Origin of the sequence: Ralstonia sp. Ralssp135, assembly GCF_047304345.1 — a bacterium.
In the GTDB taxonomy this organism is placed as follows: Bacteria; Pseudomonadota; Gammaproteobacteria; order Burkholderiales; family Burkholderiaceae; genus Ralstonia; species Ralstonia chuxiongensis.
The window spans coordinates 46367-67918 of the sequence record NZ_JBGLYZ010000006.1; the positions used below are offsets into that span (position 1 = coordinate 46367).

Sequence of the window (21552 nt, forward strand, 5' to 3'; positions counted from 1 at the left end):
TTAAGCCTGCGAACCGATACGTTGGAAGTAGGCCGACTCGGTCTCGTGAACCTCGTGAGCGGGCACGTAGTAATCGATGTCGTCGTTGTTGCTGCGGAGGATGAAGCTGCCGATCATGCCGACCAGGCCCAGCACGGCCATCCACCAGATGTGCCAGATCAGCGCGAAGCCCATCACGATCGAGAACATGCCGATGAAGAAGCCGGCGCCGGTGTTCTTCGGCATGTGGATCTTTTCGTAGCTCGGTGCAACCTGCGTCAGCACTTCACCGCGCGCCTTCATGTCTGCAAAGGCGTCGATGTCACGGATGACCGGCACGCGTGCGAAGTTGTAGTGCGCCGGCGGCGACGACGTCGCCCACTCCAGCGTACGGCCGCCCCAGGGGTCGCCCGTCAGATCAGCCAGCGCATGACGGTTGCGGATGCTCACGAAGATCTGGATGAGCTGCGAAGCAATACCGCAGGCGATGATCGCGGCGCCGATCACGGCAACGATCAGCCACGGTTGCCATGCCGGGTTGTCGGTATGGTTCAGACGACGCGTCATGCCCATGAAGCCAAGCACGTACAGCGGCATGAACGCGGTGTAGAAACCCACGAACCAGCACCAGAAAGCGCGCTTGCCCCACTTCTCGTCCAGCTTGAAGCCGAAGGCCTTCGGGAACCAGTACGTGATACCCGCCAGGTAACCGAACACCACGCCACCGATGATGGTGTTGTGGAAGTGAGCGATCAGGAACAGGCTGTTGTGCAGCAGGAAGTCGGCGCCCGGCACAGCCAGCAGCACGCCGGTCATGCCGCCGATCACGAAGGTGATCATGAAGCCGATCGTCCACAGCATCATCGAGTTCAGCTCGACGCGGCCGCGGTACATCGTGAACAGCCAGTTGAAGATCTTCACGCCCGTCGGGATCGAGATGATCATCGTCGCGATACCGAAGAACGCGTTGACGTTCGCACCCGAGCCCATGGTGAAGAAGTGGTGCAGCCACACCAGGAACGACAGCACGGTGATGCCGGCGGTCGCCCACACCATCGACGTGTAGCCGAAGAGCTTCTTGCGCGAGAACGTCGAGACGATTTCCGAGAACATGCCGAAGGCCGGCAGGATCAGGATGTACACCTCGGGGTGGCCCCAGATCCAGATCAGGTTCACGTACAGCATGGCGTTACCGCCGCCGCCGTTCGTGAAGAAGTGCATGTCCAGGTAGCGGTCGGCACCCAGCAGTGCCAGCGCCACGGTCAGCACCGGGAAGGCGGCCACGATCAGGATGTTGGCGCACAGGGCGGTCCAGGTGAAGATCGGCATGCGCATCAACGTCATGCCCGGCGCGCGCATCTTGAAGATGGTCGCGACGAAGTTCACGCCGGTCAGTAATGTCCCCAGGCCCGATATCTGCAACGCCCAGATGTAGTAATCGACCCCCACGCCCGGGCTGTACGCCAGCTCCGACAGCGGCGGGTATGCCAGCCAGCCGGTGCGAGCGAATTCACCCACGCCCAGCGACACGTTGATCAGCACGACACCTGCGGCGGCCAGCCAGAACGACAGCGTGTTCAGGAACGGGAACGCCACGTCACGCGCGCCAATCTGCAGCGGCACGATCAGGTTGATCAAACCCGTCATCAGCGGCATGGCCATGAAGAAAATCATGATCACGCCGTGCGCGGTGAAGATCTGGTCGTAGTGCTCAGGCGGCAGATAGCCGGCACCACCGCCCGAGGCGACCGCCAGTTGCGAGCGCATCATGATGGCGTCGGCAAAGCCGCGCAGCAGCATCACGATGGCCAGAATGCAGTACATCACGCCGATCTTTTTATGATCGACCGAGGTGATCCACTCATTCCAGAGGTAGGTCCACTTCTTGAGATAGGTGATCAGGCCGAACACGCCTGCGCCACCCAACAGAATGGCCGACACCGTCACGACCACGATGGGCTCGTGCAGCGGAATGGCCTCCAGACTCAACTTGCCAAACATCGTCAACTCCTAGGAATTCTTGGCCGCGCTCTTGGGCGCTGGCAGGGCGGACTGCACCGGCAGCGGACGCGTTGCCGCCTCAGCCGTGGCCGTCGTGCAGTTGGCGCCTTCGAGCGCCTCGTCGAGCGTCAGGACCTTCTCGCCCTCGCCCATCTTGTCCATGTATTTGTGCAGGATGCTGTGATACAGGGTCGGGTCGACCGATGCATACACCGCTGGCGGCACCTTCTCGCTCGGCTTGGACAGCTCGGCGTAGCCTTCCTTGGTCAGGTTCTGCGACGACTCACGAACCTGCTTGACCCAGGCATCGAACTCTTCGTTCGTCATGGCCGTGGCCTTGAACTTCATGCCCGTGAAGCCCGAGCCGCTGTAGTTCGACGACATACCGTCAAACACACCGGTCTCGTTGGCGATCAGGTGCAGCTTGGTCTGCATGCCCGCCATGGCGTACACCTGGCTGCCGAGCTGCGGGATGAAGAACGCGTTCATCACCGTGTCGGACGTGATCTTGAAGTTGATCGGGGTGTTGGCCGGGAACGCCAGCTGATTGACCGTCGCGATCTTCAGTTCCGGATAGATGAACAGCCACTTCCAGTCGAGCGAAACAGCTTCGACCGTGATGGGCTTCACATCCGATTCGATCGGCTTGTACGGATCGAGCGCGTGCGTGGACTTGTAGGTGATCACGCCCAGCACGATGATGATCAGGCAGGGGATCAGCCACACCACAGCCTCGATGGCGTTGGAGTGCGACCAGTCCGGCTCGTAGCGGGCCTTGGTGTTGGTGGAGCGGTACTTCCACGCAAACACCAGCGTCAGCACGATCACGGGGATGACCACTAGCAGCATCAGGCCGGTCGCCACCAGGATCAGCGTCTTTTCTTCAGCCGCAATCATCCCCTTCGGGTCCAGGACCGTCAGGTTGCAACCCGCCAGCAAGAGCGGGAGGCTTGCGGCGAGGAGCCGCTTCATATGTGGAACGAGTGTGTTCTTCATGTCTTGCACAATTGCGCCGGCGATGCTTCCGGACATCACGGGAGCCCAGCAGCCCAGACAGCGGCCACAGGCGGAAAAACGCGGGAAATGAGAAAAGACCGAACTACCGTCACCCCGAATAGGCCTGGGTGCAGCAGCGGATCTTCGATCACATCAGGCGCCGGTCAGGGAGAAGCTGAACCCAACGCCCTCAGTTGGCGAGGCGGGCTTCGCTCATGCCGGGCATGGGCGAAGTCGAGCGCCGCCGCGTCGCACAAAGCGGCGGACGACAGATCGGGGGCGTAAAAGGTCGGAGCAGGCACTACGTCATGCGCCCGTTGGGGGAGCGCGGTTGGGAGTGGAATGCGGGCGCGATCTTACCGCCAGATGGCGCTCCGGATTGCGCTATGTGCTCAGGCAAATAGAAAACGGCGTCGATTGACAAGTGATGCCCTCGCCGTACGGCTAGGGTTTACGTGGCTTTGCGGGTAAGCAAATCGAAAGTGCCTGTTGTTGCACTGCGACAATCAGCCACAGTGGCGCGCACCCGACGTTATCCCCAGATGTGCGCCCAAATAGGCTGCAGATAATAAGAACAATTCTCATCTTGGGGAGCCACCCAGGTGGCTCCCTCGTCCTTCACCGGACGGCGTCACTGACTAAGGAGCCCAACAATCCGCACCAGCACCAGCCCTGCCGCCACAACGAGGTAACCGCGCAGCACAAACATCCATGTGCGTTTGAGTGGCGTCCAGCGCGCAGGCGTGAGCTGCTCGAGGGATGGCATGCTCCAGTGATCACGATCCAGCACACTCACGCGCCGCGGATGGTGCAGCCGATGGGTACGTCGCCCGATACGCCACAGCACGAGCGACATCACCACCGCGATCAGCGTGCCGCCGATCAGGATGGCGCCAATCTCGAATTCGCCAATGCCCGGGAACAGCACAGCGGCAGTGAGGATGACCGACAACATCACCAGCACAGCCACCACACCGCCGGTGAAGATGTTCATCGCGCGACCGTTCGTCCACGGGCCCAACACAGCCTTGTCGTTGCACAGCAGCAGCAGGAACACCGTGGCGCTTGGCAACAGCACCCCTGCCAGCGATTGCACGGCATTGGTCAGCAGACCGAGCGGCACGCCCGGCGTCAGCACCAGCCCTGCGGCCAGCAACGTCAGCCCGAAGTACACGGCATAGAAACCCTTGGCCTCCGTCGGCTTGCGATGCAGGGAGTGCCGGACGGCAAACACATCGCCAATCGCATACGCGGTCGACAACGACACCGCGCACGCGCCGATGATGCTGGCATCCAGCAGCGCAATCGCAAACAGCACGCCGGCCCAGCGGCCCGAGTGGCGCTCCAGGCCGTGCGCCGTGCCGAGCGCATCGGTGTAGTTGCCGAACTCCGGCGTGCCATGAAAGGCTTGCGCGCTGAAGGCGATCATTGCCACCGCGCCAGCAATCACGAGGACAATGCCGAGCCACAAATCGGCGCGTTCATAGCGAATGAAACGCGCGGTGATACGCTTGTCGATCACGTAGCTCTGCTGGAAGAACAACTGCCACGGCGCCACCGTCGTCCCCACGATGGCGATGATCAGCAACATCACCTCGGCCAGCGGTGCCCCCGCCGGCAGCGCCGGCACGAAGAAATCGCGCGCCACCTGCGCCATCGGCGGATGCACCATCACGAACACCGGGATGAGCGTGAGGCTGCCCGCCACCAGCACCAGCGCAAAGCGCTCGAAGCGGCGGAAATCTCCGGTGGACGCGGCCAGCATCACCAACGCCGCCGCCGCGCACACGCCCCAATGCCGCGGGATGCCGAGGTACTCAAGTGCCAGGCTGATGCCAATGAACTCCGTCACGAGCGTCAGCGCGTTCACGAGGAACAGATCGATGACGGAGAAGCTGCCCCAGAACTTGCCGAAGCGCGCAAAGATCAACCGAGCATGGCCAACGCGCGTGACGGCGCCCAAGCGCAGCACCATCTCCTGGTTCACGTACAGCACCGGAATGAGCAGTAATAGCGTCCACAGCAGCGTGGTGCCGTAGTTCTGCCCCGCCTGTGTGTACGTGCCGAAGGCGCCGGCGTCGTTGTCGCCGACCATCACGATCAGGCCGGGCCCGAGGATGGCGAGCAATGTTCGCAAGCGCGCGCGCCAACTATTGCGTGCGCCCGTATCGTGGTGCGCGATGGTGCCGAGCGCGCCGCGAATATCACCCACGTGGGCATCGTCGAGCGCGGCGTGACGTGGTGGCGCGTCGATGCCCGAAGCGAATTGGGTCATATCGACCTCCGTTTGCGTTGTGTTGTCGGATTACCCGCCGTTGAACTACCAATAGGTGCGCGAGAGCCGGATGGCCGCGGCCGCGTAGCCGTGGTTGGAAAGCGTTTGGCCGCCGTCACCGGCGCGCCGGTTGGACGTGGTCGACGCGGCGTCGGCACGCTCGGGCGCACCGGCCCGGGCCTGCACAAACGGCGAACTGAACGGCAGTGCGATCGCCGAGAAACGACGAGTGGGAATATTGAATTTGCGCATGACACTCTCCTCGCCGCGTGCACAGACGCCCGGCACGCAGCAATGGCCGCGCGCGTTGAACACACGCGGCGGCATAGTCGAAACGATCAAGGAGCGATGCAGACACCGCTGCCTTGCCAGGGCGGCAAGTCAGCAGCAGGGAACAACCGTGCGGCGGACTCGCCTAGCAGAGAAAAGACGTTCGGTAAGGTCGACTCGGACTGTCCATATGGGTCCTCCTACGGTTAGAACTCGGCGTGGACGCGTACGCCCACGAACTTGGCCGGACCGCGATCGCGGTTGTAGCCTGGGTTCTGAATGAGCTGGAAATCCGGGCTGATCGCCAGCGCCTTGGTTACCTGCAGGCTGTAGAAAAGCTCGACCACGCGCTCGTGGCCATAGTTCAAGCCGCCATCGCCAAGGAACGCGCCGCTGCCGCCCGCGGCCAGATAGGCGCGGTGATCGGGCCCCAGCATATTCACCGCGACGGCCACGCCCAGCACATCGTTCGGACGGCGCCAAGCAGCACCCTTGAGCAATCCACCAAACGACACGCTCCGGCCAACTTCGGTAAAGGCGTATGTCTCGGTCTTGTCGTCCGACCAATTCAGGCGTGCGAACAGGCCGAGGTTGTCGCTGGCTTTCTGTTCGAACGAAATGCCAACGCCCAGCTTTGCGTGTGCCTTGCGCACCAGCCCAACGTCGGGCGCCGCACCCGTGGCGGCGCCAAGCGCCATCGCATCGTCAAATCGGCTCATATGCGCCTCGTTGCGCCAACCGAGCAACCGCGCCGTGCCTTCCTGGCCGAACAGCGTGTAGCGCTTCTCCAGCTCGAGGATGTCGCCGTAGTGCTTGAGGAATCGCGTGTCGAGCGACAACCCGTTCGATTGTTCCGGCTGCAGGAAGCGGCCAGCGCGCACGGCCCAACCGTTCTCACTGTCGATGTACTCAAGCGCCACGCCCCAGTTGTAGCCACGCGCATCGGCGGGATAGTCGAACGACGGATGCGCCATGAACGACCAGTTCAAGAACTGCGTGCGCGGGTCTTGCGCATACGACACCGCATCGAACACATCGGGCACGGCGAAGTTGCCGGCAGTCAGCACCACGCGGCGCTTGTCGACGACGTTGGCGAACTGGTTGAAATCGGCGTCGACCTTTTCCGTGTTGTCTCCCAGGCCCCACGTCTGGCGCAGGAAAGCGCGGGCGCGGTACAGCGTTGGATTCGTCCCGGCCGTCTTGGCCAGCTCGCCGTTGGGCAAGCCACCGAGGCCATGCAGCTCCGAGAACGCCACGCCCTGCGCGACCTCGGGGTTGAAGTGGAACTCGGCGCCCTTCCACAAGCGCATGCCCAAGTCGAGTGTGGCCGTGAAGGAATAGCTCTTGGCGCGGGCGGCGCCGAGGCTGTTGCCGCCGCTGACCGCAGCGTCGAATGCAGGTTTGCGTTGCCACACGTAGGTGGTTTGGCCATGGAAACCGAAACGGTCGTCCAGTTCGCCGCTGGCAATGCGCGAAACGTCACCCGCTGAAGTGGGTACATCCGCCGCATGCGCCATCGACATCACCGACACAATGGCCGCTGCGCCCATCAGCAAGCGAACCCAAACCAGCGGACGCACCGCCACCCAAACGTACTCCAGCATCGAGAGAAACAGCATGAGACCTCCCCCGCCCGTTTCTCTGACAGGCGTAGGCGAACGCCGGCTACGCCACGTCGTGGCGCGCGCAAACGCACGCAGCCATGGGGCTGTGCCGGATACAACAATCGAATTCAGGAAGGGACTTGCGCAGAGAACCTACGCAAGCGCCACCACCCGCCGTGCAATACGGCTAGGCAGTGGTGAGGCGCGAAGACGGTGCGCCGAGACTGTCTAGCCGTTCAATGTGCGATCGAGGATCGACTAGAACAACTGTCCATGGAGATGCACTCCGTAGCTATGACGGGGCGCAGAGTAACAAAGTCTCGTTGACGGCGGCAAGCGTTTTCTTGGAGCTGTTACGAAGCCCATTGCGCGACGGCAACAACCCGATAAGAGGCGTCTCGCAAGTCGGCATCGATACACTGCAATCACGATCGAGCGCATCACGTGGGGGCGCTCGCCACAGCGATATCAGACGGAGGTTGTATGACGCGCTTAGCAACGCTGCTCACTACGATTGCTGCAATAGCGGGCATGGCCGGCTGCTCGACGGCAGTCTCAGAACAGACCAGGAACGGGGCCGAATCCAAGATGACCGAACACACACCAGCCACGGCCACTTGCCAGGCGGCCGCAGGTCCTGACAACGCCCTGATCGGCAAATCCGAACAGGACGCTGCCGCCCTGCTCAACGGCTGCATCTGGCGCATCAGCGAGCGGGATGGCAGAGCCCTGCCCGGCACCATGGATTACCGGGAAGAACGCCGCAATCTGGGCATTCAGGGCGGCAAGGTGATCTGGGTGCGGCGCGGTTGAAGCTCGCGAAGTTGAACGAGCCGCCGGACAAAAGAAAACGGCCTCCGCAAGGGAGACCGTTTTCGTGATGCTGGTGCCGGCTGCAGGACTCGAACCCGCCACCTGATGATTACAAATCAACTGCTCTACCAGATGAGCTAAGCCGGCAAAGAAACGCGATTCTAACCTAACACGCGTTACTTGACGACCTTTAGTGCGGGCTTGCCACCGATGCGCGGCACATTCGGCGGTGTCGGTTCGTCTTCCGGGCCGGTTTCCGCTTCGACAGGGACCGGCGCAGGCACCGACTCAGAGTCCACCGCGGCCAGCTTGGGCGGCGGATTGTTCTCGCGTTCGGTCGCGGCCTGTGTCGTCGGCGTGCTGCGCTCTACCGGGAATGCCATACCCTGCCCGTTCTCGCGCGCATACACCGCAAGCACGTTTTCGATTGGCACCTCGATCTTGCGCGAGACGCCCGAGAAGCGTGCGTGGAACGTGATCCACTCATTGCCCATGTCGAGCTGGCTGGTCGCGTCAAAGCTCACGTTCAGTACGATCTCGTCGTTCTTGACGAACTCGCGCGGCACGTTGGTGCTCTTGTCGACGAAGACAGCGATGTACGGCGTGAAGCCGTTATCCGTGCACCATTCATAGATGGCACGGATCAGATAGGGCTTGGTGGATGTTTCCGACATGATGAAATCAGTGACCGTTGGGCGCGGCCGCGCACACGTGCAACCCGGGCGAGACCGGCGACCCAGCGGCAATCAGCGGCGCATGACCTTTTCCGACGGCGTCAGCGCTTCAATATACGCCGGACGGCTGAAGATACGCTCAGCGTATTTCATCAGCGGGGCCGCATTCTTGGAGACCTCAATGCCGTAGTGGTCCAGACGCCACAGCAGCGGCGCAATCGCCACGTCCAGCATCGAGAACTCTTCGCCCAGCATGTACTTGTTCTTCAGGAAGATCGGAGCCAGCTGCGTAAGGCGGTCGCGGATGGCCGCACGTGCCTTCTCGTGATTCTTCTCGGCGGCCTTGCCCTTTTCGTTCTCGAGCACGGAGACGTGCGTGAACAGTTCCTTCTCGAAGTTGAACAGGAACAGGCGGGCGCGGGCGCGCTGCACCGGATCGGCCGGCATCAGCTGCGGGTGCGGGAAGCGCTCGTCGATGTACTCGTTGATGATGTTCGACTCGTACAGAATCAGGTCGCGCTCAACCAGGATGGGCACCTGGCCGTACGGGTTCATCACCGCGATATCTTCCGGCTTGTTGAAGAGATCGACGTCGCGAATCTCGAAATCCATGCCCTTTTCGAACAGGACGAGGCGGCAACGCTGCGAGAACGGGCAAGTGGTGCCCGAGTACAAGACCATCATGGTTGTAGTTCCTTGGCGCATGGGCCGGGGGCGGCCCTATGACGGTACAGCCGTGACGACAAATGACATCGCCACGGCACAAAAGCGAAAAGGCAAAGGGCTAGAGCCAGTTCTCCACCGGCCTAGCCCTTGCCCGGAAAACACGGATTTTACTTGATGTCCTTCCAATAGGCCGCATTCAGGCGCCAGGCCAGCACGAAGAACACGCCAATGAACAACAATACCCAGACGCCGAGGCGCTTGCGCAGGTTGCCCGCAGGCTCAGCCATCCAGTCCAAATAACTGACCAGATCAGCCACCGCCTGGTCATATTCGACCTTGTTCATCTTGCCTGGGACCGTCACTTCAAGGCCGACAAGCTTCTTCTCGGCCTCACCGTGCTCGGACTTCACTTCGGCGTACTTCGGCACTTGCTGGCCTTGCAGTTCCCACAGCACATGCGGCATGCCAACCTTGTCGAAGACCAGGTTGTTCCAGCCGGTCGGACGTGTGTCGTCACGGTAGAACGTGCGAAGGTAGGTGTAGAGCCAGTCGCTGCCGCGCGCCCGGGCAATCACCGAGAGGTCTGGCGGTACGGCACCAAACCACTTCTTCGCGTCCTCGCGGTCCATGGCGATGCGCATCGTGTCGCCGACCTTGTCTGACGAGAACAGCAGGTTTTGCTTGATCTGCTCCTCGCTCAAACCGATGTCGCGCAGGCGGTTGTAGCGCATGGCGCTGGCGCCGTGGCAGTTCAGGCAATAGTTGACGAACAGCTTGGCGCCGCGCTGCAGCGCAGACGTGTCGCTGGACTGGTTGGGCGCCGGATCGAGCGGCACGCCGCCCTCATTGGCCATCACAGGCGCGGCAAACACGAGACCGGCCAAGGCGAAAATCGCAAGCAGCTTTTTCATTCTTGTGTCCTTCATGGGTCCTTGTGCTCGGCTCGAATCAGTGCGGCGTGAACGTGACGCGCTCAGGCACTGGCTTGAACGTCCCGATCTGGCTCCAGATCGGCATCGCGAGGAAGAACGCGAAGTACAGAATGGTGCCGATCTGCGAGATGATCGAACCGACCGGGCTTGGCGGCTGAATACCCAGGTAGCCCAGCACCGCAAAGGCGATCACGAAGAGGATCAGCAGCGTTTTGTGGAAGCCCGGGCGATAGCGGATCGACTTGACCGGCGACTGATCCAGCCACGGCAGGAAGAAGAAGATCACCACCGAACCGCCCATCACCACCACACCCCAGAACTTCGCGTCGATGAAAGCGAAGCCCAGCGCGAGGATTACGGCTACAGCCACCGCCACGCCCTTGATCTTCATGCTCTTGGAGCGCACGAACAGCAGACCCAGCATGATCGCGATGAAGCCCCACAGCCACGGCAGGAAGTCCGACGTGGTTGCGCGCAGCATCGAGTAGAACGGCGTGAAGTACCAGACCGGCGCAATGTGCAGCGGCGTCTTAAGCGAATCTGCTGGGATGAAGTTGTTGGCTTCCAGGAAGTAGCCGCCCATTTCCGGCGCGAAGAACACGATCGCGCTGAAGATGAACAGGAACACCGCCACGCCCACGATATCGTGCACCGAGTAATACGGGTGGAACGGAATGCCGTCGAGCGGAATACCGCGCTCGTCCTTCTTGGCCTTAATCTCGACACCGTCCGGGTTGTTCGAGCCCACTTCGTGCAGCGCGATGATGTGCGCCACCACCAAGCCCAGCAACACCAGGGGCACCGCGATAACGTGGAACGAGAAGAATCGGTTCAGCGTCGCGTCAGACACCACGTAGTCGCCGCGAATCCAAAGTGACAGGTCCGGGCCGATCAGCGGGATAGCGGAGAACAGGTTCACGATCACCTGCGCGCCCCAGTACGACATCTGGCCCCATGGCAGCAGATAGCCCATGAACGCTTCGGCCATCAGGCACAGGAAGATCAGGCAGCCGAAGATCCAGACCAGCTCGCGCGGCTTACGGTACGAGCCGTACAGCATGCCGCGGAACATGTGCATATACACGACGATGAAGAACGCCGAAGCGCCGGTCGAGTGCATGTACCGCACCAGCCAGCCCCACGGCACCTCGCGCATGATGAATTCCACGCTCGCGTAGGCGACGGGGATGCCAGCGGCGTTGAGTGTGCCGTCTGGCTTGTAGTTCATCACCAGGAAGATGCCCGTGACGATCTGGATCACCAGCACCAGCAGCGCCAACGAGCCGAAGAAATACCAGAAGTTGAAATTCTTCGGCGCGTAGTACTCCGACAGATGCGCCTTCCACAGCTCGGATGCAGGGAAGCGTGCATCGATCCAGCCCAGCAGCCCGGTTGTCTCCACCTTCTTCTCGGCCATGATCAAGCCTCTCCTTTCTCGTCTTTACCGATCACCAGTTTCGTGTCGGACAGAAACATGTACGGCGGAACGTCGAGGTTTTGCGGCGCGGGCTTGTTCTTGAACACGCGGCCAGCCAGATCGAACGTGGAGCCGTGACACGGGCAGACAAAGCCGGGGTCTCCGGCGAGCTGCACATTGGCGCCCGCGGGAAACGGACCAGACGGGGAGCAACCAAGATGCGAGCAGATGCCGACCACGACCAGCAGGTCTTTATGCTCGGCACGGGAGCGGGTTTCGTTCTTGCAATAGTCCGGCGTCTTCATGGTGAAGGGCACGTCGGACTTGGGGTCGGCGACTTCGTTATCGGTCTTCTTGAGCGATTCCAGCATGTCGGGCGTGCGCTTTAGCAGCCAGACCGGCTTGCCGCGCCATTCCACCACCTTCATCTGGCCGGGGGCCAGGTCACTCACGTCGGCCTCTATGGGCGCGCCCGCTGCACGGGCTTTTTCAGATGGTGCGAATGTGCAAACGAAAGGGGCCGCAACTGCAACCCCTCCCACACCACCAGCCACGGACGTCGCAATCAATAGATTACGGCGACCCTTGTCCACGTTTTGCTGGTCACTCATTCAAGACCCCAGGATGAGAAATCAAGATAGATTCGCGTCAACCAAAAATTATACCCGAGCGTACCGAGCGAACGATAGCGGTCGCCGGGCGCAGCGGTTACGGATATAGTGAACACGCCGATCGCCCGCCAGCCCAATGCTGACAAGGCTTTGGCATGGCTCTTGCAGCCTCGCTTTCAACAATTCAGGTCAACCGTTCGTTAGCTTGACCGTTTGTCTCGAATCAAACAATCCGGAGAAAACCGATGGCACTGATGCAAGACTTCAAGAAATTCGCGATGCGCGGCAACGTGATCGACCTGGCAGTGGGGGTGATCATCGGTGCGGCCTTCGGCAAAATCGTCGATTCGCTCGTCAATGATCTGATCATGCCGCTGATCGGCCGCATCGTTGGCAAGCTGGATTTCTCGAACCTGTTCATCCAGCTGGCAGAGGCGCCAGCGGGCGTGCCGCACACCCTTGTCGATCTGAAGAAGGCTGGCGTGCCAGTCTTCGCCTACGGCAACTTCATCACCGTGGCGGTCAACTTTCTAATTCTGGCATTTATCGTGTTTCTGATGGTGCGCGCCATCACGCGCATGATCGACGCCAACCCGCCGGCAGCACCCGCTGAAACGCCGGAAAACATCCTGCTACTGCGCGAGATTCGCGACAGCCTGAAGACCAAGCCGTAATCGGACGTCGAATCACACCGGATTCGGGATATCGATGAAGGTGTGACGCACGGCGAAGCGCTCGGCCAGGTGATTGCCGAGCGCCTGAACGCCGCCGCGCTCGGTGGCGTGGTGGCCCGCACCGATATAGGCAACCCCCGATTCGCGCGCGAGATGCGTGGTCTGCTCCGACGCCTCACCGCTCAGATACACGTCCACACCGGCGGCCACGGCAGCATCAAACCAACCTTGGGCACCGCCCGTGCACCACCCGACTGTGCGCACCGGGCGATCCTCCTCGCCGATCACGAGGGGCGCCCGATTCAGCTTGGCCGACACCGTCTGCGCAAAAGCGCCCAGCGTAGTCGCTTCGGCAAGCGTACCAATCCAGCCAAGTTCATCGTCGCCGAACCGGCCCTGGGGCGAGATGCCCAGCAACGCACCCAGCTGCGCGTTGTTGCCCAGTTCAGGATGCGCATCGAGCGGCAGGTGATACGCGAACAGGTTGAGATCGTGCGCCAGAAGTTGCTTCAGGCGCGCATGCTTCTGCCCCACGACACGGCCGTCCTCGCCCTTCCAGAAATAGCCGTGATGCACGAGGATGGCATCGGCACGGGCTTCGATGGCGGCTTCGATCAGTGCCAGGCTGGCGGTCACCCCCGTCACGATATGCGTAATGGCGTCGCGCCCTTGTACCTGTAGACCATTGGGGCAATAGTCCCGAAAACGGGCCGCCTGTAACAGGTCGTTCAAGTACAATTCAAGTTCTTTTCGATCCATTTGGACTCAATTTCGCTCTATGTTGCGCCGCTTTTGGCTGTTCTTCGCGCAAGCCGTCACGGTCGTCCTGGCCGTCTGGTTTGTGATCGCCACGCTCAAGCCTGATTGGCTGCAGCGCGGCAAGGTGGCAGTGCAATCCGGCTCGCCAATTGTTGCGCTTAAGGAAGTCGCGCCGCTCGGCCACGGCGGCACCTCCAGCAACTCTTACGCGGAGGCCGCCAAGGTCGCCATGCCTGCGGTGGTCAACATCTTCAGCAGCAAGAACGCGCCGAAGCGCGGCAATAACCCGCAGGCCAGCGCAGATCCGTGGTTTCGCTTCTTCTTCGGAGACCGCGCCCCAGAACAACGCCAGGAACCCACGGCCAGTCTTGGCTCGGGCGTGATCGTCGGCTCGGAAGGCTACATTCTAACGAACCACCACGTGGTGGACGGCGCCGACGAGATTGAAGTCGCCCTGACCGACGGCCGCAAGGCCAACGCCAAGGTGGTCGGCTCCGATCCCGAAACCGACTTGGCCGTCCTCAAGATCAACCTGCCGAATCTGCCCGCCATCACGCTGGGCCGGCTGGAGAATGTGCGCGTCGGTGACGTGGTGCTAGCCATTGGCAACCCGTTCGGCGTGGGCCAGACGGTCACGATGGGCATTGTCTCCGCCCTGGGTCGCAGCCATTTGGGCATCAACACCTTCGAAAACTTCATCCAGACCGACGCGGCGATCAACCCAGGCAATTCGGGTGGCGCGCTGGTCGATGCCGACGGCAACCTCCTCGGGATCAACACAGCGATCTACTCGCGCTCGGGTGGCTCGCTGGGCATTGGCTTTGCGATTCCGGTGTCGCTGGCCAAGCAGGTGATGGAATCGATCATCTCGACCGGTAGCGTGGTGCGCGGTTGGATCGGCGTTGAGCCGCAGGATGTGACGCCGGAAATTGCCGAGTCGTTTGGCTTGTCCCGCAAGGATGGCGCGCTGATTGCCGCCGTGGTGCAAGGTGGCCCCGCCGACAAGGCGGGCCTGCGCCCGGGAGACATCCTCACCAGCGTCAACGGTGAGCCAATCCTGGATACGACGGCGCTGCTCAACAGCATCGCTCAGCTGCAACCCGGCGCGGAAGCCAAAGTAACGGTGTCGCGCAAAGGCAAGGCAGTGGAACTGACTATCGTGGTCGGCAAGCGTCCGCCGCCGACGCGTCGCAACGTACCGATGCCCTCGCAGGACGACGAAGAACAACAGTAAGCAGCAGTTTTGGAACACACAAACGGCGGCCAAATGTGCCGCCGTTTTTTTATGCGCGCACGCTTGGCCATCAAGCCAACATGTTGAGGCGGTGGGCCACCTTGATGCGGCCACGCCCGCTCAACAAGCGATCAGACCAACAGAGGTGCGCGACATCGCTGCGAACTGCCTGCGTCACGCTCTGCTGGGGCGGCGTCGGCGCACCCGGGTTTATGCCGCCACAAGACAGCAAGCGAGACGACTTCCCGCTCGCTTCGCCTGCACTCGCATCATCAACCGAAGCTTGCACATCAAGCCGAGCCATCCTCGGCAGCGTTTCGAGCATGGAGGCACGCTACGGATCGTTCGCACAAAGAAAAACGCCGATCCCTTTCGGAATCGGCGTTTAACCGTTTAATTCGATGCGCCCTTACGAGCGCGTCAAATTAGAACTTGTGACGCAGGCCGACGGTAGCGCCGAACTGGTTGTTGCTGTTGTTCGGGCCCGAGAACACTTGGTTGCCGCCCGTCAGCGTCGTGCCAGCGTAGCCAGTGTCGTTCAGACCCATAACGCCCAGACCCGAGCCGCCGCTGTTCTTAGCATAGGCCACGTTGAAGTAGGCGTCGGTGCGCTTCGACAGAGCGTAGTCGGTACCGACCACGAACAGCCACGGGTTGCCCGTACCGCTGTTCTTGAACTGTTGGTAGTAAGCCGTACCCGTCAGCGACAGAGCCGGAGTAGCTTGGTAACCCAGGCCAGCCCAGTACAGGTTCGAACGCAGGTTGCCGTTGCCAGCAACAGTTGCGTAGTTAGCCTTGTACCAACGGTAGCCAGCGTACAGCTTGGCCGGGCCGAAAGCGTACGTGCCAGCGATCGTGGCGCGTTGTTCGCGGTTGTCGCTACCAACGGTCGTCGAGTTGGTCTGGTCGTACACTGCGCCGATACCCAGCGGGCCGCCAGCGTAGTTAGCACCCAGGCTCCACTCGCGGCCGGTCTTGTTGCTGCCAGCCACTTCGTTGCCGTTGTAGTTGAACGAGTACAGACCGGAGACGCTCAGGCCACCGAACGTGCCGACGTACTTGACGGCGTTGTCAGCACGACCAGCGAAGAACGCGTCTTGCGAGGCCAGCGAGTAACGCGTGGCGATTGCCATCGGGTCATACATCAGCGAGAAGTCATACAGCAGGTTTTGCTGACGACCCAGGGTCAGTTGACCCCACTGGCCTTGCAGACCGACGTAAGCGTTACGACCGAACAGACGGCCACCTTGAGCCGACGTACCCGTGTCCAGGTTGAAGCCGCTTTCCAGGTTGAAGATACCCTTCAGGCCACCGCCCAGGTCTTCAACGCCACGCAGGCCCCAACGCGAGCCCGACAGGCCGCCCGAATCCAGGCCAAAACGCGAGCCGCTCGAACCAGCGGTTGCGCCCGGAACCTTGTTTGCGTAGGTCAGACCAGCGTCGACCACGCCGTACAGGGTCACGGAGGATTGTGCATAGGCGCCACCGGCGGCCAGAGCTGCAACAGCAGCTGCAAACAGTTTCATCTTCATATCGACACTTTCCTTGTCAACTGATTGGGAAATCTTGACTGTCCTTATGGACGACGCAGATACCTCACGTCTGACCGCATTATGTGCCAGCGTTGACTGATTCCGGAAACCCTTTCTGGCTCTGGGCCGCGATTTGCGGCCAAGTTGTTGCTCATGGGCAACACGCGCCAGACCCCGTTAAGAGGGGGGCGCGACCCGCTTTTTGCGCGGTGGCACTGGGGTTGGCGGGCGATTGTCACCCTCTCCCCACCCAACAAATTTGGGGAGTTTGTGCCGGTTCTGAATTGTCGCCTTCGCACCACGTTACAGCAAAAGTGATCGTTTATTCTCTTTTTATCGACCGAGTGCTGCGTGCCATCGCTTTAGGAAATCGGCACGACGGAGCTGATCTTGATGGGCGAGTAAACCCGGGCCGACGGGGATGGGCCGGTGCGTATTTCCAAGTTCGGCGAGCAGGCGCTTGGCAGTGAGCCCGGTCTCGACGTCCTGGCGCAGCGAAAACAGGAATGCGCGGTCTGCCATCACGCTCTGGCCATCACGCGAAAGCATGAAGTCGAGCCAGAGGCGCGCGGCGTTCGGGCGGGCAGCACGCCGCGCGATGAAGGCGACGCGCGTAGCCACCAGCGTGTAGTCGGTGGGCATCTTGATGGCGAGCGCCGGGTTGCGATCGGCGTAGCGCGCGGCGTACGAGCCGATCACGTTGTAGGCGAGCAGGCTTTCGCCGGAAGCGACGCGCTCCAGCATCGCGGCCGTGGTGATGTACAGATTGACGTTGACGCCACCCAATGCCTTGGCAACATCCCAGAACACCGGCGTGGTGCGCGCGTCTTCGGCGGCGAAGAGGAAGGCCGAGCCGGAGTGCTCGATGTCGTACGAGGCGACGCGGCCGCGCAGCAAGTCACGATGGCCATTCAGAATGCGGGCGAAGTCGGCGTGGGTGGAAGGGATCAACTCCGCCGGCAACTGGCGCGTGTTGTAGACGAAGACGACCGGCTCGTAGCTCGTGCCGTAGGCCTCGTTCTTCCAGATGGCCCATGACGGCAGGTACGGCCGTTCGGGCGAGGCGTACGAGAGTGCGTGGCCGTCGTTCACCAGCTTGAACTGCTCGGGCATGGCCGAACTCCAGACCACGTCGGCGCCCGGCGACTTGGCGGCGAATTCAGCAAGGAAGCGGCGGTAAATGTCGTCGCTGTTTTGCTCGCGGTAGTCGACGGTGATGCCGGGGTAGCGCGTTTCGAAGGCGCGGATAAGCGGGTACGCGGCGGAGAAATCCGTCGTGGAATACACCGTGACACGGCCTTCGCGACGCGCGGCGTCGATCATCGCGCCGTAATCGCGCGGGTAGTACGACGGCAGCTCCGGCGCCGGACGGGCCAGCCACTGCGCCTGCGCCCCGCGCGCGACGACGCCGCTTGCAGCCAGCAAGGCGGCGGTCTGACATAGCCAACGGCGACGGGAATTGAGGATGGACGACATGCCTGTCGACGCGCAACTGTGCTGCGCATCAGGTGGACGGTGTGATCGGCGATGTGGCCGAGATCAGGGCGCCACGCATTATCATGAAAAAGTAGCCAGAACGATATTGAGAGACACCCGATGCGGATTTTGCTGGTGGAGGATGAGGAAGAATTGGCCGCATGGCTGGCGCGCGCGCTGGCGCAAAGCGGCTTCGTGATCGAGCGCGCGGCCGATGGCGTCATCGCGGAAGCGTTCCTCGGCTCCGGAGAATTTGACGCGGTGGTGCTGGACCTGCGCTTGCCGCGCAAGGATGGCTTTGCCGTACTGGCCGACATGCGCGCGCGCGACGACCGCACGCCGGTGTTGATCCTCACCGCGCAGGGCGCGTTGGATGAACGCGTGCGCGGCCTCAATGCCGGCGCGGACGATTTCCTCACCAAGCCGTTCGCGTTGTCCGAGCTGGAAGCGCGGTTGATGGCGCTCATCCGCCGCAGCCGCGGCCGGGCGTTCCCGCGTCTGCGTTGCGGGCCGCTGGAGTTCGACACCGGACGCAAGGCATTCCTGCTGTCCGGCGAGCCGCTGTCGCTCACGCCGCGTGAGCACGCCGCGCTGTCGGCGCTGTTGCACAAGACCGGCCAGCCTATCAGCAAGGTGCATCTGTTCGACAAGGTCTTCAACCTGGACAGCGATTCCAGCCCCGATGCAGTGGAGGTGGTCGTGCACCGCCTGCGCAAAAAGCTGGCGGGCACGGGCGTGCAGATCGTCACCGTACGCGGGCTGGGCTACATGCTCGAAGCCGGCGATGGTGAAGCGCCCGCCGCCGGCGATAGCAGCGCATGATGAAGCGGCTCGCCTGGCTTCGGCTGCCGCGCAGCCTGAAACTCACGCTGCTCTGGTTGCTGCTGCCGGGGCTGGTAGGTGTGCTGGCCATCGACATCGTCTCGGCGTACCAGGCGCTGCGTAGCGCGACCGATCGCGCGTACGACCGCGCCCTGCTCGGCTCGGTGCGCGCCATCGAGAACGGCGTGACGATCGAGCGCGGGCAGGTCCAGGTCAACGTGCCGTATGTGGCGCTGTCGATGTTCGAATCGACCGCGCAGAGCAATGTCTATTACCGCGTCGCGTTCGAGTCCCTGCCCGGCAAGGCGCCTGAAGCCGCGCTGACCGGCTACGACGATCTGCCGCTGCCCGTCACGCGGCTGGAAAATGACACCCCGCTCTTCTACGACGCGGTGTACCACGACGAGCCCGTACGCGTGGCCGCCGTGGCCAAGCCGCTCTACCAGCCGGGGCTGCCGGCACGCATCGTCATTCAGGTGGCGGAAACCATCGAGACGCGACGCGCGCTGCAACAGGCGGTGTGGCGCGGTACGCTGCTGCGCGATGCGGCGCTGGTGGCGGTCAGCGCCGCGCTGTTGTGGCTCGGCGTGACCGTCGCGCTGCGCCCACTCAATCGCCTGGCGCGCAGCATCGGCGTGCGGGCGTCGGATGACCTGCGTCCGCTCGACGCCACGGATGTGCCCGCTGAAGTGCGCCCGCTGGTCGACGCGATCAATCACCACATTCATCGCTACGCCGAACTTGCAGAGGCGCAAAGCCAGTTCCTTGCCGATGCGTCGCACCAGTTGCGCACGCCGCTGGCCGTACTGCTCACGCAGGCCGAATACGCGCTGCGCGAAACCGACCCGGCGCGCGTGCGCGAAAGCCTGTCCGCCATCATCGCGCGCCTGCAGTCGACGAACCGGCTGACAACGCAATTGCTCGCCCTCGCCCGCGCACGACATGCCGGACAGGATGCGCCGGCCGAAATCTTTGACTTTGGTGAATTGGCGCGCGACGTGGTGGTAGACGCACTACCGCTGGCGCGCGAAAAACAGCAGGACCTCGGGTGGGATGACGGCGGCCTCGCCATGGCGCTGCCCGTCATCGGCTATCCGGCCTTCCTGCGCGAGGCGCTCTCCAACCTCGTGCACAACGCCATCCGCTACACGCCGGCCGGCGGACGCATCACCGTACGCGCCACGGCGGAAGGCGATGCCGCACTGGTCTGCGTGGACGACACCGGGCCCGGCATGAACGCCGACGAGCGCGCACACGCGTTCCAGCGCTTCCGCCGTGCGCACGAGGGCGGAGGTCGCTCGGGTAAACCCAAGGTCGCGCCTAAAGACGCCCGCTATGCCGCCGAAGGTTCTGGCCTCGGCTTGGCCATCGCACGTGCCTATGCAGCGCGTAGCGGCGGGCAAATCGAGCTGGCCGACGGCGAGCCGAACGAGCACGGTGGCGTCGGTTTGTCGGCGCGGATTCGCGTGCCGCTGGCGACTGCGGCCGCCCCCTTTGAACATGCTGCGATGCAGCAGCCGCAATGAAAGCGTGGCGAAAGCGCGCGATTTCTATAATCCGCCGCACCTGGGGCCATCCGTCCGAGCTACGAGCAACAAGTCATAAGTAGCCGGCCCCACGCCATCACAAGCAAACAGGAGACAAACTCATGCTTCGTGGACGCTTTACGCCTGCGCACGCCGCTCTCGCTTCGATTGCAGCCGCCGCCCTGACCCTCAGCGCTGCCGCCTTCGCACAAGTCCCGGCCGGCTACCCCGCCAACTACGCCGACACCATCGCCGCCGCCAAGAAGGAAGGCAAGGTGGTCGTGTATGCGACGACCGACACCAAGGCTGCAGATCCGCTGATCAAGGATTTCGAGTCGCTCTACCCGGGTGTGAAGGTCGAGTACAACGACATGAACAGCAGCGAGCTGTACAACCGCTTCATCAGCGAGCAGGCAGCCGGTGGCGCCTCGGCTGACATGATGTGGAACTCGTCGATGGACTCGCAGCTCAAGCTCGCGCAGACCTACGCGATGAAGTACGACTCGCCCGAAGTGCCGAACCTCCCGAAGTGGGCGGTCCACAAGGGCATCGCATACGGCACGACGTATGAGCCGGCCGTGTTCCTGTACAACAAGCGCCTCATCAAAGATTCGGAAGTGCCGCAAACGCACGCCGATTTCGCCAAGCTGGTCGCCAGCCAACCCGAGCGCTTCAAGAACAAGGTCACGACGTACGACATCGAGAAGTCGGCCGTGGGCTTCATGATGGCGGCGCAAGACAATCTCGATTCGCCGCAGTACTTCGACTTCGTCAAGGCGGTGGGCCCGAACCTCGTGCTGCAGTCCTCCACCGGCACGATGATGGAGCGCGTGGCCTCGGGTGAAAACCTGGTGGCGTACAACATCCTCGGTTCGTACGCGATTGCACGCGCCAAGAAGGATCCGTCGATCGGCATCGTCTATCCGAAGGACTACACGCTGGTGGTGTCGCGCGTGGCGATGATCGCCAAGAAGGCGAAGAACCCGAACGCGGCCAAGCTGTGGCTGGACTACATCCTGTCCAAGCGCGGCCAGGAAATCCTCGCCAACAAGTCGGATCTGCACTCGCTGCGTGAAGACGTGACGGGCGAAGCCACCGCCGCAGGCCTGAAGAAGATTCTCGGCAACAGCATCAAGCCGATTCCGGTTGACGAATCGATCCTGGCCTTCCTGGAACCCAAGAAGCGTCTGGACTTCATCAAGCAATGGCGCACCGCCGCCGGCCGTTGATCTGATCCGCTGATCATCGGCACCCTTCTCATCTGACCGACCCGCCGGCGCCATCCGTATCT

General features: G+C 62.3%; 19 protein-coding genes and 1 tRNA gene. 6 read left to right on the forward strand and 14 right to left on the reverse strand.

Annotation, left to right across the window (positions count from 1 at the left end):
* From cyoB to ACCD03_RS06870, 5 genes are all read right to left on the reverse strand, one after another.
* Window positions 1–1980: a cytochrome o ubiquinol oxidase subunit I gene (gene cyoB, locus ACCD03_RS06850; RefSeq protein ID WP_045203070.1), complete on the reverse strand. Its 1980-nt coding sequence runs from the start codon at window positions 1978–1980 to the stop codon at window positions 1–3.
* Between the two features lie 9 nt (window positions 1981–1989).
* Window positions 1990–2976 carry a ubiquinol oxidase subunit II gene (gene cyoA / locus ACCD03_RS06855; protein WP_325653275.1) on the reverse strand — a complete coding sequence of 329 codons (987 nt, stop codon included), beginning with the start codon at window positions 2974–2976 and terminating at the stop codon, window positions 1990–1992.
* Between the two features lie 631 nt (window positions 2977–3607).
* A complete protein-coding gene (locus ACCD03_RS06860) occupies window positions 3608–5251 on the reverse strand; it encodes an Nramp family divalent metal transporter (protein ID WP_325653277.1) in 1644 nt (547 codons plus the stop codon).
* Window positions 5252–5296: 45 nt separating this feature from the next.
* A complete protein-coding gene (locus ACCD03_RS06865; protein ID WP_413411188.1) occupies window positions 5297–5503 on the reverse strand; it encodes a hypothetical protein in 207 nt (68 codons plus the stop codon).
* A 224-nt stretch (window positions 5504–5727) separates the two neighbouring features.
* Entirely contained in the window at window positions 5728–7140 is a 1413-nt protein-coding gene (locus ACCD03_RS06870) for a carbohydrate porin (RefSeq protein ID WP_325653279.1), read from the reverse strand.
* 468 nt (window positions 7141–7608) lie between these two features.
* Between ACCD03_RS06870 and ACCD03_RS06875 the strand changes: the two genes are divergently transcribed.
* Window positions 7609–7938 carry a hypothetical protein gene (locus ACCD03_RS06875; RefSeq protein ID WP_325653281.1) on the forward strand — a complete coding sequence of 110 codons (330 nt, stop codon included), beginning with the start codon at window positions 7609–7611 and terminating at the stop codon, window positions 7936–7938.
* 71 nt (window positions 7939–8009) lie between these two features.
* Here ACCD03_RS06875 and ACCD03_RS06880 read toward each other — a convergent pair.
* The 6 genes from ACCD03_RS06880 to petA all read right to left on the reverse strand — a co-directional run bounded on the left by ACCD03_RS06880 (window position 8010) and on the right by petA (window position 12238).
* A tRNA-Thr gene (locus tag ACCD03_RS06880) sits at window positions 8010–8085 on the reverse strand.
* A 29-nt stretch (window positions 8086–8114) separates the two neighbouring features.
* Window positions 8115–8612, reverse strand: coding sequence for a ClpXP protease specificity-enhancing factor (locus tag ACCD03_RS06885; protein ID WP_045203064.1), 498 nt, complete (start codon window positions 8610–8612; stop codon window positions 8115–8117).
* A gap of 72 nt (window positions 8613–8684) precedes the next feature.
* A complete protein-coding gene (locus ACCD03_RS06890; protein WP_004634649.1) occupies window positions 8685–9296 on the reverse strand; it encodes a glutathione S-transferase N-terminal domain-containing protein in 612 nt (203 codons plus the stop codon).
* 149 nt (window positions 9297–9445) lie between these two features.
* A complete protein-coding gene (locus tag ACCD03_RS06895; protein ID WP_325653284.1) occupies window positions 9446–10189 on the reverse strand; it encodes a cytochrome c1 in 744 nt (247 codons plus the stop codon).
* Window positions 10190–10226: 37 nt separating this feature from the next.
* Window positions 10227–11630, reverse strand: a complete 1404-nt coding sequence (locus tag ACCD03_RS06900) for a cytochrome bc complex cytochrome b subunit (RefSeq protein WP_325653317.1) — start codon at window positions 11628–11630, stop codon at window positions 10227–10229.
* Entirely contained in the window at window positions 11630–12238 is a 609-nt protein-coding gene (gene petA / locus ACCD03_RS06905; RefSeq protein WP_045203063.1) for a ubiquinol-cytochrome c reductase iron-sulfur subunit, read from the reverse strand. Before petA ends, ACCD03_RS06900 begins: the two co-directional genes overlap by 1 nt.
* A 245-nt stretch (window positions 12239–12483) precedes the next feature.
* Here petA and mscL point away from each other — a divergent pair, with 245 nt between their 5' ends.
* Window positions 12484–12912, forward strand: a complete 429-nt coding sequence (gene mscL, locus ACCD03_RS06910) for a large conductance mechanosensitive channel protein MscL (RefSeq protein WP_045203062.1) — start codon at window positions 12484–12486, stop codon at window positions 12910–12912.
* A gap of 12 nt (window positions 12913–12924) precedes the next feature.
* Here mscL and ACCD03_RS06915 read toward each other — a convergent pair whose 3' ends face one another.
* On the reverse strand, window positions 12925–13671 hold the full coding sequence (locus ACCD03_RS06915; protein ID WP_325653286.1) for a Nif3-like dinuclear metal center hexameric protein: 747 nt from the start codon (window positions 13669–13671) through the stop codon (window positions 12925–12927).
* Between the two features lie 19 nt (window positions 13672–13690).
* Between ACCD03_RS06915 and ACCD03_RS06920 the strand changes: the two genes are divergently transcribed.
* Complete coding sequence (locus ACCD03_RS06920; RefSeq protein WP_325653288.1) at window positions 13691–14905, forward strand: Do family serine endopeptidase; 1215 nt, start codon at window positions 13691–13693, stop codon at window positions 14903–14905.
* A gap of 425 nt (window positions 14906–15330) precedes the next feature.
* On the opposite strand, the gene ACCD03_RS06925 is transcribed toward ACCD03_RS06920, so the two are convergent.
* The gene (locus ACCD03_RS06925; protein ID WP_045203059.1) at window positions 15331–16437 is read right to left on the reverse strand and encodes a porin; all 1107 of its coding nucleotides are present in this window, start codon (window positions 16435–16437) and stop codon (window positions 15331–15333) included.
* 333 nt (window positions 16438–16770) lie between these two features.
* Window positions 16771–17913, reverse strand: a complete 1143-nt coding sequence (locus ACCD03_RS06930; RefSeq protein ID WP_045203058.1) for an ABC transporter substrate-binding protein — start codon at window positions 17911–17913, stop codon at window positions 16771–16773.
* Between the two features lie 120 nt (window positions 17914–18033).
* Here ACCD03_RS06930 and ACCD03_RS06935 point away from each other — a divergent pair, with 120 nt between their 5' ends.
* The 3 genes from ACCD03_RS06935 (at window position 18034) to ACCD03_RS06945 (ending at window position 21490) form a co-directional block, all read left to right on the forward strand.
* Window positions 18034–18735 carry a response regulator gene (locus ACCD03_RS06935; RefSeq protein WP_316678811.1) on the forward strand — a complete coding sequence of 234 codons (702 nt, stop codon included), beginning with the start codon at window positions 18034–18036 and terminating at the stop codon, window positions 18733–18735.
* A complete protein-coding gene (locus tag ACCD03_RS06940; RefSeq protein ID WP_413411189.1) occupies window positions 18732–20261 on the forward strand; it encodes a sensor histidine kinase in 1530 nt (509 codons plus the stop codon). Before ACCD03_RS06935 ends, ACCD03_RS06940 begins: the two co-directional genes overlap by 4 nt.
* A gap of 122 nt (window positions 20262–20383) precedes the next feature.
* Window positions 20384–21490: an ABC transporter substrate-binding protein gene (locus ACCD03_RS06945; RefSeq protein ID WP_092975708.1), complete on the forward strand. Its 1107-nt coding sequence runs from the start codon at window positions 20384–20386 to the stop codon at window positions 21488–21490.
* Window positions 21491–21552 lie beyond the last annotated feature (62 nt).

Excerpts from the sequence above, each read along its gene's own strand:
- cyoB (WP_045203070.1), bottom strand. The coding sequence starts at position 1,980 with ATGTTTGGCAAGTTGAGTCTGGAGGCCATTCCGCTGCACGAGCCCATC.
- cyoA (WP_325653275.1), bottom strand. The coding sequence starts at position 2,976 with ATGAAGAACACACTCGTTCCACATATGAAGCGGCTCCTCGCCGCAAGC.
- ACCD03_RS06860 (WP_325653277.1), bottom strand. The coding sequence starts at position 5,251 with ATGACCCAATTCGCTTCGGGCATCGACGCGCCACCACGTCACGCCGCG.
- ACCD03_RS06865 (WP_413411188.1), bottom strand. The coding sequence starts at position 5,503 with ATGCGCAAATTCAATATTCCCACTCGTCGTTTCTCGGCGATCGCACTG.
- ACCD03_RS06870 (WP_325653279.1), bottom strand. The coding sequence starts at position 7,140 with ATGCTGTTTCTCTCGATGCTGGAGTACGTTTGGGTGGCGGTGCGTCCG.
- ACCD03_RS06875 (WP_325653281.1), top strand. The coding sequence starts at position 7,609 with ATGACGCGCTTAGCAACGCTGCTCACTACGATTGCTGCAATAGCGGGC.
- ACCD03_RS06885 (WP_045203064.1), bottom strand. The coding sequence starts at position 8,612 with ATGTCGGAAACATCCACCAAGCCCTATCTGATCCGTGCCATCTATGAA.
- ACCD03_RS06890 (WP_004634649.1), bottom strand. The coding sequence starts at position 9,296 with ATGATGGTCTTGTACTCGGGCACCACTTGCCCGTTCTCGCAGCGTTGC.
- ACCD03_RS06895 (WP_325653284.1), bottom strand. The coding sequence starts at position 10,189 with ATGAAAAAGCTGCTTGCGATTTTCGCCTTGGCCGGTCTCGTGTTTGCC.
- petA (WP_045203063.1), bottom strand. The coding sequence starts at position 12,238 with ATGAGTGACCAGCAAAACGTGGACAAGGGTCGCCGTAATCTATTGATT.
- mscL (WP_045203062.1), top strand. The coding sequence starts at position 12,484 with ATGGCACTGATGCAAGACTTCAAGAAATTCGCGATGCGCGGCAACGTG.
- ACCD03_RS06915 (WP_325653286.1), bottom strand. The coding sequence starts at position 13,671 with ATGGATCGAAAAGAACTTGAATTGTACTTGAACGACCTGTTACAGGCG.
- ACCD03_RS06920 (WP_325653288.1), top strand. The coding sequence starts at position 13,691 with ATGTTGCGCCGCTTTTGGCTGTTCTTCGCGCAAGCCGTCACGGTCGTC.
- ACCD03_RS06925 (WP_045203059.1), bottom strand. The coding sequence starts at position 16,437 with ATGAAGATGAAACTGTTTGCAGCTGCTGTTGCAGCTCTGGCCGCCGGT.
- ACCD03_RS06930 (WP_045203058.1), bottom strand. The coding sequence starts at position 17,913 with ATGTCGTCCATCCTCAATTCCCGTCGCCGTTGGCTATGTCAGACCGCC.
- ACCD03_RS06935 (WP_316678811.1), top strand. The coding sequence starts at position 18,034 with ATGCGGATTTTGCTGGTGGAGGATGAGGAAGAATTGGCCGCATGGCTG.
- ACCD03_RS06940 (WP_413411189.1), top strand. The coding sequence starts at position 18,732 with ATGATGAAGCGGCTCGCCTGGCTTCGGCTGCCGCGCAGCCTGAAACTC.
- ACCD03_RS06945 (WP_092975708.1), top strand. The coding sequence starts at position 20,384 with ATGCTTCGTGGACGCTTTACGCCTGCGCACGCCGCTCTCGCTTCGATT.